Below are 12,991 nucleotides of genomic sequence, written 5' to 3' on the forward strand. Positions count from 1 at the left end.
AGCCAACCCTAACGCTATACTTTGCGATTAGCAAAAACCTCGTTAAAATGTCGCGCTTGTTCCCTTTAAGGTCATACTCGTGTTGTTGAACTATGCGCCACCGCGCGACCCTTACTTAGAAATTTTATATCAGGACGATCACATGTTGGTGATCAACAAGCCAAGCGGCCTGTTGACTGTGCCGGGTAAAGATCCCAAACATGCCGATAGTGCTATCAGTCGAGTCAACACGGTGTTCCCAAGCGCACGCATTGTACATCGTTTGGATATGGCAACATCAGGTGTGCTGTGTTTGGCGATGAGCAAAGAAGCACACCGCTTTTTAAGTATCCAATTTCAAGATAGATTGACAAACAAGTACTATATTGCCCGCGTATACGGCAAATTAGCGCAGCAAACGGGTTCGGTAGACTTACCACTCATTTGTGACTGGCCGAACCGCCCTAAACAGATGGTCTGCCATGACACAGGCAAACCGTCATTGACTCACTTTGAAGTGCTGAGCTATGAAGATAACGCCACCCGAGTGAAGTTGACCCCCATCACCGGTCGCTCACACCAGCTACGCGTACACATGTTATCACTTGGTCATGTCATATTGGGCGATAGACTGTATGCTAAAGACGAGGCGCTGGCTGGGGCACCTCGTTTACAGTTACATGCGCAGATGCTGCAAATTTGTCACCCTGACACAGGCCAAATGATGACCTTTGAAGCCCTAGCGCCATTTTAAAATAAACAGCCTAACAAAGTGAGCAAATACTCTGAACGCTACTTGTTTTTATTGAACAAATCCAGAGCACTTGCTGTCATTGCTCTAACCCCTGTTTTTATGGTGAGTGGATAATCAGGGGCAAATTTACTTGAATGTAACGATGGTAAGGTTTCGCCATGCGTTTGCGCTTTTTCATATAACGCTGGCTCTACACCGCCTAACCAGAAAATTGTGATAGGCACATCCTCATCCGTTAAACCATATAAGCCAAAATCTTCTCCTGCCATGACGGGTTCTGACTTCAGTACATTTTGTGAACCAAGTTCTTGTCTAATAGCATTAGTCACCTTAGCGGCCAAGTCTGGGTCATTGTATGTCGAAGGAATTGTCTCATCGGTGTTTACGTATACAGTCGGAGCCATCTCTTCAGGTAACCCTGCACTCAACGCAATCCCTTTGGTCATACGCTCTATCGTGGCAATTTGCTGCTCTCTAACTTTAGGGTCATAGGAGCGCAACGTGAGCTGAAGCTTCACTTCATTAGAGATGATATTGTGTTTTGAGCCACCGTGAATTGACCCGACCGTGATCACCGAGGGTTGTAACGGCGATATTTCTCGGCTAGTAATCGTTTGTAGTGCTAACACGATACGTGAGGCAAGTACCACAGGGTCAACCGTCGTGTGTGGATATGCGCCGTGGCCGCCCTTGCCCTTAACCGTAATATCAACAGAGTCCACATTTGCCAAGGCGTAGCCTGGCGCTATGGCGACTTTTCCTGCAGGTACCGACGCGCTGACATGTAGACCTAATACGTGATCAGGTTTTGCAAACTGACTAAAGAGTCCCTCTTTGAGCATTGCTTTAGCGCCCGCGCCCACTTCTTCGGCCGGCTGGGCTACCATCATTAACGTCCCTTGCCATTTGGAGCGCAATGCAACAAGTTGTTTGGCAGTACCAACAAAGCTGGTCATGTGAATATCATGACCGCAGCCATGCATCACACCGACTTCATTGTTATTACTATCTAACACTTTTACTTTTGACGCATATTTTTTCCCCGTCTGTTCAATTATGGGAAGCGCATCCGTATCAGCTCGGATCATCACTGTCGGCCCCTCACCGTTTTTGAGTAAGCCAACCACGCCATGACCACCCACTCCTTCTGTGACGGTAAAGCCAAGCATCTTTAGCTCTGAGGTCAATCGCGCAGCAGTATTTTTTTCTTGATATGACAACTCTGGGTTTTGATGTAAATGTAAATATAACGATTCTAAATTTGGCATGTCGTTTTGAATGCTTTGCGTCAATGGCGTGGCATACGCTTGGCTTGCAAGCAGCATAGGCAAACACATCAGTAGCTTTTTCATTTATTATTATTCCTAATTCCTTAACTCAGGCCTCAAATTAGCAACTAACACCTAGTTACACAATATCCCGTCGATAATGCACTGCTTCCATTTTTTAACAGCCGATTGATTGCATAGCTAAAATTCAAAGCTCTATCTGCCTACCCTAGAGCACAAGCCTATTGCCAATCGAGCAACTTTCTAACAACTAAACAGCGCCTAAATTAAAACCAAAATATACCAAAAAAACCAATGATTACACTCCTATACATTCAAACTTCCAGACGCTCAATTATTATAAATAAGCATAAAAAATACGCTATGGATAACAAAAATCGAACAAAACCGTATTTTTAACGATAAGAAAAATCATTTATGCACCCACAAAAGGAAATATAAATTTTTTTACCATTTCGACTTTGACAACTGTTAAATAATGGCTAACTTTGTAACAACCTTTAAATAAAGGTTAATAATCTAATAATTATAAATAGGAACAACATGATGAAAAAATCTCTTCTTACTTTGTCTATCGCCTTCGCTATTACCAGTACTGGCTCATTGGCTCAAGAGCCTAGCTACCAAGGTGCAGCTGCTGATATGGAAATTGCTAACACGTGTATCGTGCGTTTTAATGATGGCGTATCAAAGTTTGATGTTGAGGGAAAAGCCCGCGGCATGGTTGCTAAAGCAAACGCTCAAGCTAAGCATATCTATAAAAACAGCATCAAAGGCATGGCTGTAAACATGAGCTGTGAAAAGGCTCAAGCCGCCTTCGCAGGTCACAGTGACATTATGCGATTCACTCCAGATGGCGTAGTACACGCGAGCCCTGCAAAAGTTCAAGGTAAGCCTGAGGTAAATATCAGTGCTGCACAACAAACTCCTTGGAGCGTAACACGTGTTGGCGGTCCGGTTGATGGTAGCCAGTACACAGCTTGGGTTATCGATACAGGTATCGACCTTGACCATGCTGATTTAAATGTTGATGCAAGCAAGGGTTTCTCTGCATTCACAAAAGGTAGAAATGCGGGTGTTGATGATGGTAACGGTCACGGTACTCACGTAGCTGGCACCATCGCAGCATTAGACAACGGTATTGATGTTGTTGGTGTTGCTGCAGGCGCGACAGTTGTACCTGTTAAAGTACTAGATGCACGTGGTTCTGGTAGTTGGTCAGGTGTGCTAGCAGGTATTGACCATGTAGCAGCGAATGCAAGTTCTGGTGATTGTGCAAATATGAGCTTAGGTGGCGGTTTTAACCAAGAGTTAAACGATGCAGTTGAAAATGCAGCACAACAATCAGGAGCGTTCTTTGTTGTTGCAGCGGGTAATGAAAGCCAACACGCTGGTAACGTTTCTCCAGCGAGCGCATCACATAACCGCGTTTATACTATCTCAGCAACCGATTCAAATGACCGTTTTGCAAGCTTCTCTAACTATGGCAACCCGCCGGTAGATTACGCAGCACCTGGTGTGAGCATTCTGTCGACACGTAAAGGTGGAGGCACAACAACAATGTCAGGTACGTCAATGGCATCGCCAGCTGCATGTGCTGTTATCATGATGAGTAATGGTAACCCAAGCGTTGATGGTAAAGCGACTAACGATCCAGATGGTAACGCTGACAGCATCATTCATCTTTAATTTCCCAGTGACAAAACGGCGCGCTAATATAGCGCACCGTTTTTTAAGCTAAGTCTTTTCCAATCCAAACAACTTTACCAATGATCTCTAATTGTTCGAGTTCATGAGGTTGAACGTGCTGATCAACATATTCCTTATTGTCACTAATGAGCCGAACCGAGCCATCTAAGTATTGCTGTAATCGCTTAGCGTAAAGTTCTTCTCCGAGTCTTACCACGTAAATCAGCCCTTCACTTAACTTTTTATCTGATAAGTCGACCAAAATGGTGTTGTTGTTATGAATGGTTGGCTCCATGGAATCGCCCTTGGCAAACACAACCGCCAACTGACTCTTATCCAGCCCTTTATAATCTACCCATTTTTTCCTAAAGGCTAAATGACGCTCAATTCGTGCCGCACCATTAAAAGCTCCGTGACCGGTACTCACTGAAATATGATACCCAGGTACTAGGATAAATTCTTCTTCGAACTCATCGACACTCACAACACGTTGACTGAGTAACGGGGAAACATCACGTTTGCTTGACGCCTCACCAACCCCCTTCACCAACCACATAAAATCCACCCCTGCTTGCTTGGCAATCCGCTCAATAACACTCAGTTTTGGATCTTCTCCTTTTAGAATTCTACGCAGCGTCCCTTCTGAAACACCAATTTTTGACGCAAAATTACGAATACTGTCTGGCTTAATGGCTTGTTCTACGCGCGCAGAGAATGACGCAGCTCCTCCCTCTTCACTCGCCGCGTTATCGCTATAATTTTCATACATATATGATTTCCCTTATTAATTAAGAGTAAAAACCCGCGTTTCATGACACTGATCAAATCAAAAGTGACGTTAAAGCCAAAATAATTATTGAAATGCGTAATTTTTAGATCTAAAATTCAAAAAAATACGCACAACAACTTATGGGAATTCCCTTTCAATTTCAATCTATGCGTATTTAGTGCTGCATTATACATCAACTTATGAAGCATTTCACTGGACATTAGTATTTTTGCGTAATAAATGAAGGAATTTATAAATTATGCTTACACAGATTAACATTCAAGCCAATCGCACGCCCAAAGGGGCTGATATTTTAAAGTTTGCCCGCAAGTGTCGAGGGTATACTCAAGCCGAGTCGGCCGCCAGTTATGGCATTGAAGAGCGAACTCTTAGACGTTGGGAAAATAATGAATATAACCCTCGCTGGAATGACGTGATAGGATTGCTAGAGGATGTTTATTCTCTCGATGTAGCCCATGTGATTTTGGGTATGATGCGCACTAACGAACAAATCTAATAACAAACCAATAAAGCAAGATAACATCATGACACAAAAAAAAGAGACCGATAACCTAATTAAGGTGCCTGAGCAAATCCCTCGAACTTCGGGGGTGCTATCTCGTAAACTTGGTACGACTATGCTACGCATACTAGGTTGGCGTATCAGCGGTGAATTTCCACAATACAGTAAATTTGTTGCAGCCGTCGCTCCCCATACCTCAAACTGGGATTTTTTTGTGGCAATCTCTGTCAAGCTGAGTTTAGGTATTGAAATTAAATTTTTAGGGAAACACAGCATTTTTGTTGGACCAATTGGCTGGCTATTGAAGAAAATGGGTGGAATTCCAGTAGAGCGAAGCCATGCTCACGGTATGGTTGCACAAATTAGCGAGGTGTTTAGCCACAGTGATGCCTTAATCTTAGGTATTGCCCCTGAAGGAACCCGCAAAAAAACACCGAAATGGAAAACTGGCTTTTTACATATTGCCAAGTCAGCAAAAGTCCCCGTGGTGCCGATGGCATTGGATTATAGCAAAAAAGAATTTGTCATTATGCCTGCTCAGCATATTCACGGCGACATAGAACAAGAGTTACAACGGTTCTGTAAGCTCTTTGATAAAGCAATGGCCAAATACCCACAACAGGTCTCTGGAGATTAAGCCCAGCTCACAATGGTTTCATTTTATCGCAATATACTCGCAGCGAACTTAGCCTTGCCTATACTGGACAAACCAATCACACATAAAATAATACGATATGAAAAAAGCTCTCTCTTATTCTCTTTGCACATTTGCGCTGCTTTGTGGACAGGCATTGGCAAACACGACTGTCCTCAACGCAAAAGCCTATATTGATGTGGAGTCGGGTCAGCGTATCAATAACCCAAGTTTGTTGATCAAAGACAATCGCATCATCAAGATTGCCAAACAAGGAGAATTACAAATTCCAACTGATGCACAGGTCATCACCCTCGACGATAAAACATTGTTGCCAGGATTAATGGACATGCATGTTCATTTAACGGGTGATCCATCTGATAACTTTCTTGCCGCACAGAATTATTCCATTCCAAGAAAAACCGTTAAAGCCGTAAAAAATGCCCACACAACTCTAATGGCGGGCTTTACCACTGTACGTAACCTTGGTTCACCGGGCTATAGTGTTATAGCGGTTCGAGATGCCATCAATGCACAAGAGGTGAGTGGCCCAAGAATCTACAGTGCTGGCAATGCCATTTCAATCACCGGCGGGCATTGTGACGACAACTTTAGCGCCCCTGAGAAAAAATCAGTCGCGGCGGGTGTCGCTGATGGGCCTTGGGCTGTACGCGCGAAGGTGAGAGAAAATATAAAATATGGTGCAAACACCATAAAAATATGCGCAACAGGTGGCGTGTTTTCCAAAGGCACTAAGGTTGGCGTTCAACAATTTTCAGAGCAAGAGTTGCAAGCTGCAGCAGAAGAGGCCCATTTACGTGGTCTCATTATTGCGGCGCACGCCCACGGAACAAATGGCATTAAAGCAGCGATTCGCGCGGGAATAGATAGCATAGAACACTGTAGTTTCATGGATGACGAAGCCATCTCGTTGGCAATGAAGCATGGTACTTATTTATCCTGTGATATTTATAACACCGAGTACACCTTGGCCTTCGGTGAAGCCAATGGCGTTCCCGAAGAAAATATTAATAAAGAAAAACAGGTATCCAAGGCGCAGCGCGAGAGTTTTCGCCGTGCAGTAAAAGCAGGGCTGAACATGGTATTTGGCTCTGATGCGGCGATTTACCCTCACGGAGACAACGGCAAACAGTTCTCTCGCATGGTGCAATTTGGTATGACACCGCTACAAGCAATTCAAGCCGCTACCATTAATAGCGCAACGTTGCTCAAACGAACAGATTTAGGAAAGATTTCAGAAGGTTACCTTGCCGATATTATCGCGGTTGACGATGATCCTCTTCGCAATATTGCAACGCTGGAGAACGTCAGCTTTGTGATGAAAGACGGTAAAGTTTACAAACAATAAGCCCGTTGCAACCCACTCTACTTCAGGGGCGTAATTTACGTCTTTATTGCGCCTCTGATATTCGATTTTTCATCATTGAGGTAACTTGATATAAGCACATCAACAGCGCTCATAATCATGTTTGCAACAAGCAGTGGCAAGCGAAGAATGACAGAACATTGAAATGCACGCTGAATGAAGTTGAGTAAAAACTCAGCTCTAGTACATAAATTAACCACCTCAAGTAGTTCACATCCTATATCTGGTGCTTTTAAGCAAACTTTGATCTCGTTTACTCGCCACCTTAATTTACAGTTATTTTACAACAGCCCAATTTACTCTACGCTTATACATAAACCGCCTAGCCACTGCGTGGTAAAAGCTAAAAAGGACAGCAAACAAAGGTCAACAACCATGGAACATACAGTACACAACGAGCAGCCTGCCAGATTACTATCAATTGATTTACTGCGTGGATTAATCATCATTCTAATGGCGCTAGATCACACAAGAAACTATTGGGGAGTGACGCCTTTTTCTCCTACCGATTTAGAAATGACTAACTGGGCATGGTTTTTTACCCGCTGGATCACCCATTTTTGCGCCCCACTGTTTGTCTTTTTGACAGGTGTTAGCGCCTTTTTATATGCACAAAAAGTACAAGATTCAAAGCAGTTGCGATACTTCTTATTTACCCGTGGTGTCTGGCTCATCATCTTAGAAATTGCGCTGATCACACCTAGCTGGCAGGTGAGTTACAACACCATTGTATTGCAAGTGATCTGGGTTATTGGTTGCTCAATGGTATTGCTGTCACTTCTTATTACTATGAGTGCTAAATGGATCCTTATGCTAACCCTACCTTTTCTCATACTACACAATGCGCTTAATGATGCGGCAATATTAGAAAGCTTAGGGCCACTTGGGTGGCTTTGGCATATATTCCACGTACAAGGCGGTATTAACTTTGCGGATATGGCCGTTTCGGTCTATGTCGCTTATCCATTGATACCTTGGTTCAGTGTTATGGCTCTGGGGTATGTTGTTGGGAACGTTTACATGTGGCAACCGTATAAGCGTATCACTTACCTAACTAATTTAGGATTGGGTCTGATCATTAGCTTTGTCATACTCAGAGCTACGGGCGTGTATGGCGACCCGTACATGTTTGAATCACAACATAACCCTATTACCTCCTTGTTATCATTTCTAAACACCCATAAATATCCACCCTCATTACAATACGTGCTCATGACTCTTGGACCTGGACTCATTTTATTGGGGCAATTAGAAAAGCTTAACACCAAACACAAGCTGTATAGCTACCTTAGTTGGCTTAAAGTTTTCGGCGCCGTACCGCTGTTTTTTTACGTCGTTCATGTGCCCATCATCAATGGTTTTGCCCACCTATATACCTGGCAAAAATTTGGTGAACCTATCAATATGTTTTTTGCGTCAGGTGACTTACCAGCAAGCTATCAGCCCAGTTTGTGGCTAACCTATGCGGTTTGGCTACTGCTACTTTTCGCCTTGTACTACCCGTGTAAACACTATGCCAATCTTAAACGACAATCTAACAATGCAATCTTGAGTTATTTGTAAATCCAAGCTGATGGAGGGCATTATTTTGCCCCCATTAAAAAGACAATAATTACTTTAAAGGAACAAAAGTGAATTTTAAACCTTTATAGTAAAAAATTTGTAATATTCAGTTAAATAATTTAGTGTTTCCCGCGTAAACACTCCAGCATGTGTTTACTAATAAAAAATCATTAATAACACGGGAAACACAATGAAAAAAACCAGCTTTTGCCTATTAATGGCTATAACAACATCAACCAATAGTATTGCTTTTACGCAACTAGGTGGCGGCGGTATTATGCCAATGGGCCATGAGTGGCTAACACGCACAGCCGCTTTGGAGTTATTAGATGCTGAGCATATTATTAGCCCAGATCCCAACGATCCTCGTCCAACATGGCAATATGGCTTAGCGAAAAATACCGATCTAAGTAGTGCCTACAGTGAAATCTCAAAGATCAGCGCAAACACCAATAACAACACCAATTATCAACCTCGCTTTGATAATGTGTATGCCGCAATTGTGGGCGAACGCTGGGTTGATATTGCCGGGTTCAATGTGTCTAATGCCAGTATTGATCCAACCGGCCCAAATTGCTTCAGCGCTATCTCTCAAGAACCAGCGGATTTACAACAAGATCACTTTATGCGCCGCTATGATGATGTTGCAGGTCAAGGTGGTGTAGACGCGGCTCGCCGTGGTCAGCAACGTTTTATTCAACATTTTGTAGACGCTGCAACGGCACAGCAAAAACGAATCAAGGTCTGGGATGGCGGCGGCTACTCCGCGCTGGCTGATGTTGATCATAACTACTTTTTGTTTGGTCGCGCAGTTCACCTATTCCAAGACTCATTTAGCCCTGAACATACCGTTAGGCTACCTCAAGATAACTACGAAAAAGTGTGGCAGGTTAAAGCTTACTTGTGCTCCGAAGGTGCCGAGCAACATAGCCACGACACAAAAGATGTGTTGAATTTTAGCAGCGGCGATGTGATCTGGCATGAAAATACTCGCCTAGACTCAGGTTGGAATAGCTATAAAATCAGCAGCATGAAACCAGTTGCATTGGTTGCGCTTGAAGCCAGTAAAGATCTATGGGCCGCATTTATTCGTACGATGGCTGTGCACCCAGAGCAAAGAGAGCAGGTCGCTCGATTAGAAGCACAAACGCTCGTAGACAATTGGCTATCATTTGATGAACAAGCCATGCTGAACTGGTATGACAATCAACAACATCGCGATCACACCTATGTGCTTGCACCTAATGAAACGGGGCCGGGTAAAACACTGGAAGAATGTATGCTTGAGCTTAATGTCGGCACCAGTAGCCAAGCTGAACGTGTGGCTCAACTCGATGCCGAGCGCCGTCAATGTTTATATAATATTGAAGCTGAACCTGGCTATGAAGACCTCTTTGACCCACACATGGACATGCCTTATAACTGGCGCTGGAAGTCACTTACTTGGAAAACACCACCAAGTGATTGGCAAGCGCCTCAACAAGCCGCCGACAAGGGCCAAACAGTTAGTTTCAAATCTGCGCTAAACGGCCAACCTGTCCACACACAAAATGGCCTCAGCAATGACGCCAGATTGGTCGCCACCTCTGGGACTGCCACTGAATTTATCAAAGTCCCTACATCGGATGGTGCATTTTATTTAAGAAGCAAACAGAATCCTGAGCTGTTTTTCAGCTACAGCGCAACGTCATCTGGTTATGCCAAGCTCGTTGATTCACCGCGCCAATCTGCCTATCAGCTTATTTATCAAGGCGGTGTTTGGAATATTAAAAACACCTATTGGCAACAGTATTTCTGGCTCGATAGTAGCGATAACAGCATACACCTCAATCGTCATGGCGAGCCACATCACAGCTCAGCGAAATGGATCCTCAACCAACAGTAAGTAAACGCAAATAAAGGCGATGGCAGGCACTGAGTTTGCCATCACCTTTCTTTAACGTTCTGCATTTAAAGAACTTATTTGATATCTACCTCGATTGTAGTGCCATAATTGGCTCCCTCCCCCAGTGTTGATACAAAATACCAACCGGGTTGTAAACCATCGAGTCTGAGATACTCATCACTGCCTAAATGCTGTGATGAGAAGTCGTAAAAATTGCGACTTGGCCAAAACTGTCCAACATATAAATTGGTGTTGCCAAAACCATGGCGAGTACGAATTTCTACTTGGCTATCAGGCTCCGTTATCTTGATGTAGAAATGGCTATCTCCCGCGCCCGCGCAGACCGGCTGTGCATCAAATAATTGGCCATAATTGAGTGGTGGCATAGACTTGCACATGTCGGGCAACGCTTTTGGTTTCTTCGTGGCCTCCCTGAGCGCACTGTCATAGCTTGCTGCCAACATCACCGATTGATAAGGTTTAGAGTCTACGATTGACACATAGTGAGTGCCCTTGTTTAGCGTAACGGTCAGTACTTGTTCAGCGCTTACAGGTTTCGAACGCACCAACGCATTATTGTCCGTTGCCCATTGTCGTGGGTTGTATAGTAAGCGGGTGGTTTTTTGTGCGCCTCGGGTACTCAAATATAAGGTCGTGTTGTCATGTTCAACCTGTACCTTAAAGTACTGCATCTTGCCGCTGACACACTCCGCTTGGTCAAGCTTCAAAGTATCTCCAGAGCTTGCGGTATCCCCCTCTAAACAATTAGCAGGCAGATAAAGTGGTACGCCGAGCTCATTTTTGGCTCGCAGTTGTAAGCCATCAGGGTCGCCTTCATGTGGTTGTGGTAACCACGCTTGTAGACAGGCCGCATCTTTTACACACGGATCTGTCAGCGCTTTCATGAAATTAACAAGGTCGGTGAGATCTTGCTCACTGAGCTCCAGTGGAACCAACACAGGGGCCCCGTCAGATATTTCAAAATCTACGATTTTGGCGGCTTCTTCGGTGTTTATCTCAGCATCAACGAATAGTGACTCACAATCCTCTCGATGCTTAAATTGCGCCTGCTGACACCAACCTTTGTTATCAAAATAATCGCGTAATTTGGCGCGATAATCATTGTAATGATCCATTACTTGCTCAAGGGTATCGTAATTACCTGCATGCCCATATGGCGCGGTCACTTCGATATTTAACAATGTCCCAGAGCGGAAGCTAAACTTATCGGCTTCACTGTTGTTGCGATGCATACGGCCAAGATCATTGGTTGTCGTCTCTCCCGCCCCCGTACCTGGGCCAATTTGTGGAAACGCTAGGCGATGATAGTTAGATACCTTGGTTTGCGTAAAACTGTCGGTGTTATGACAGCCAACACACTGCGTAGGAATATCCGTTGGTGGCTCACCGCCATCCGATGGAGGGGGCGGTAAATATAAATACAAGAACGCACCACGCTTTTGTGACTCAGTGATAGCAGACTTATCACCCCGAACATAGGCAAACCAAGGGTTGTTGGTAAAATTCATGGACTTTTCGTAAGCGGCAATCGCTTTGGTGATATTGTTAAAGGTGACCACCTCTTCACCGGGTGAAGTGCTTGCACCATACACCTTTTCAAAATGCGCTCGCCAATTGTTCTTAAACAACTCTCCCTGACCACTGCCATAGTCGCCAATGCGTGCTGCTAAATGTGCCCTAACCGCCTCGTTGGATTGCCCCTGCATAAAGTCAAAACCGCGCATTTCGGAAGCGGTGATCACAGGAAAACGAGACTGCGCTTGTAATAAGCTGTCTCCCGCTTTCGGGTCAGCCTGCTCATAGGGAACATCTGGCGTACTAATCCCTCGTTCGGGGTTTAACCAATCCAAAAATTCAACACGCGCATCGCGAAACAAGCTACGTTTTTCAGTCCAAGCATTAAAAACAGTGGGGGAGTTTCTAGGTATGTAAAGATTATCGGTCAAGGTTTCTCTGCCCGGTCCCAGTACATCCTCATCTTTTGCCAGCGTACCAATTGGCAACGCGAGACCATCTCCTCCTCCTAAATAGGGATGATGACAGCTAGCGCATGCGACATCTTTGTTACCACTGAGCGCTTTGGTAAAAAATAGCAGTTTGCCAAGTTGTACTTCGGGGTCATCTACGGCGGGAATATTGGCGCCGGTGGTTAAATCTCCCGTTAATTCATGCTGTGCGATCAACTGCGCGAGTTTGGCATCTAAATCCGGTTCTTCGGATGGAAGTACATCACTGGCAGCCACCTCACTGGCAACTACGCAGAGGCTGATCAGTAAAGCAATCCGTCTTCTCATTGTTATCATGTTAGTTTCCTTTGTAATTTGAGAATGATCTCAACCCCGAAAACTAACCCAAAAAATTTACATTTGCAAAATACTAAATACAAACAAATCAAAATTAAATACAACACACTGTTTTTAAATGATTTATTTGTCAAAAATCATAAATAACCAGAAAAAACAACACCATAAATAGCAATGGTTTATGAGCCAGTTACA

Annotated in this window: 10 protein-coding genes; 7 read left to right on the forward strand and 3 right to left on the reverse strand. The window is 44.2% G+C overall.

What is annotated here, in order from left to right; translation table 11 throughout:
- Nucleotides 1-79 precede the first annotated feature (79 nt).
- Complete coding sequence (gene rluA, locus C2M32_RS14690; protein WP_105169064.1) at nt 80-733, forward strand: bifunctional tRNA pseudouridine(32) synthase/23S rRNA pseudouridine(746) synthase RluA; 654 nt, start codon at nt 80-82, stop codon at nt 731-733.
- 38 nt (nt 734-771) lie between these two features.
- Here rluA and C2M32_RS14695 read toward each other — a convergent pair whose 3' ends face one another.
- On the reverse strand, nt 772-2,085 hold the full coding sequence (locus C2M32_RS14695) for an amidohydrolase (protein ID WP_105169065.1): 1,314 nt from the start codon (nt 2,083-2,085) through the stop codon (nt 772-774).
- A gap of 480 nt (nt 2,086-2,565) precedes the next feature.
- Here C2M32_RS14695 and C2M32_RS14700 point away from each other — a divergent pair, with 480 nt between their 5' ends.
- A complete protein-coding gene (locus tag C2M32_RS14700) occupies nt 2,566-3,711 on the forward strand; it encodes a S8 family serine peptidase (protein ID WP_234401301.1) in 1,146 nt (381 codons plus the stop codon).
- 43 nt (nt 3,712-3,754) lie between these two features.
- On the opposite strand, the gene C2M32_RS14705 is transcribed toward C2M32_RS14700, so the two are convergent.
- Nucleotides 3,755-4,480 carry an XRE family transcriptional regulator gene (locus tag C2M32_RS14705; RefSeq protein WP_105169067.1) on the reverse strand — a complete coding sequence of 242 codons (726 nt, stop codon included), beginning with the start codon at nt 4,478-4,480 and terminating at the stop codon, nt 3,755-3,757.
- Between the two features lie 259 nt (nt 4,481-4,739).
- On the opposite strand from C2M32_RS14705, the gene C2M32_RS14710 reads away from it, so the two are divergent.
- The 5 genes from C2M32_RS14710 (at nt 4,740) to C2M32_RS14730 (ending at nt 10,472) form a co-directional block, all read left to right on the forward strand.
- The gene (locus C2M32_RS14710; RefSeq protein ID WP_070993288.1) at nt 4,740-4,997 is read left to right on the forward strand and encodes a helix-turn-helix domain-containing protein; all 258 of its coding nucleotides are present in this window, start codon (nt 4,740-4,742) and stop codon (nt 4,995-4,997) included.
- Nucleotides 4,998-5,025: 28 nt separating this feature from the next.
- Nucleotides 5,026-5,640, forward strand: coding sequence for a 1-acyl-sn-glycerol-3-phosphate acyltransferase (locus C2M32_RS14715; RefSeq protein WP_105169068.1), 615 nt, complete (start codon nt 5,026-5,028; stop codon nt 5,638-5,640).
- 97 nt (nt 5,641-5,737) lie between these two features.
- Complete coding sequence (locus C2M32_RS14720; RefSeq protein ID WP_105169069.1) at nt 5,738-7,006, forward strand: Xaa-Pro dipeptidase; 1,269 nt, start codon at nt 5,738-5,740, stop codon at nt 7,004-7,006.
- 393 nt (nt 7,007-7,399) lie between these two features.
- Nucleotides 7,400-8,587, forward strand: a complete 1,188-nt coding sequence (locus C2M32_RS14725; protein ID WP_158678230.1) for a DUF1624 domain-containing protein — start codon at nt 7,400-7,402, stop codon at nt 8,585-8,587.
- A 217-nt stretch (nt 8,588-8,804) separates the two neighbouring features.
- On the forward strand, nt 8,805-10,472 hold the full coding sequence (locus C2M32_RS14730; protein ID WP_234401302.1) for a hemolysin D: 1,668 nt from the start codon (nt 8,805-8,807) through the stop codon (nt 10,470-10,472).
- A gap of 74 nt (nt 10,473-10,546) precedes the next feature.
- Here C2M32_RS14730 and C2M32_RS14735 read toward each other — a convergent pair whose 3' ends face one another.
- Nucleotides 10,547-12,796, reverse strand: a complete 2,250-nt coding sequence (locus C2M32_RS14735; protein WP_234401303.1) for a cytochrome c peroxidase — start codon at nt 12,794-12,796, stop codon at nt 10,547-10,549.
- Between the last annotated feature and the right edge of the window lie 195 nt (nt 12,797-12,991).

It is taken from the genome of Pseudoalteromonas sp. T1lg23B (assembly GCF_002964665.1).
Taxonomy (GTDB): Bacteria; Pseudomonadota; Gammaproteobacteria; order Enterobacterales; family Alteromonadaceae; genus Pseudoalteromonas.

Bases quoted from the DNA above. Each gene is read 5' to 3' on its own strand.
- C2M32_RS14695 (WP_105169065.1), bottom strand. From the start codon at position 2,085: ATGAAAAAGCTACTGATGTGTTTGCCTATGCTGCTTGCAAGCCAAGCG.
- C2M32_RS14700 (WP_234401301.1), top strand. From the start codon at position 2,566: ATGATGAAAAAATCTCTTCTTACTTTGTCTATCGCCTTCGCTATTACC.
- C2M32_RS14705 (WP_105169067.1), bottom strand. From the start codon at position 4,480: ATGTATGAAAATTATAGCGATAACGCGGCGAGTGAAGAGGGAGGAGCT.
- C2M32_RS14710 (WP_070993288.1), top strand. From the start codon at position 4,740: ATGCTTACACAGATTAACATTCAAGCCAATCGCACGCCCAAAGGGGCT.
- C2M32_RS14715 (WP_105169068.1), top strand. From the start codon at position 5,026: ATGACACAAAAAAAAGAGACCGATAACCTAATTAAGGTGCCTGAGCAA.
- C2M32_RS14720 (WP_105169069.1), top strand. From the start codon at position 5,738: ATGAAAAAAGCTCTCTCTTATTCTCTTTGCACATTTGCGCTGCTTTGT.
- C2M32_RS14725 (WP_158678230.1), top strand. From the start codon at position 7,400: ATGGAACATACAGTACACAACGAGCAGCCTGCCAGATTACTATCAATT.
- C2M32_RS14730 (WP_234401302.1), top strand. From the start codon at position 8,805: ATGGCTATAACAACATCAACCAATAGTATTGCTTTTACGCAACTAGGT.
- C2M32_RS14735 (WP_234401303.1), bottom strand. From the start codon at position 12,796: ATGATAACAATGAGAAGACGGATTGCTTTACTGATCAGCCTCTGCGTA.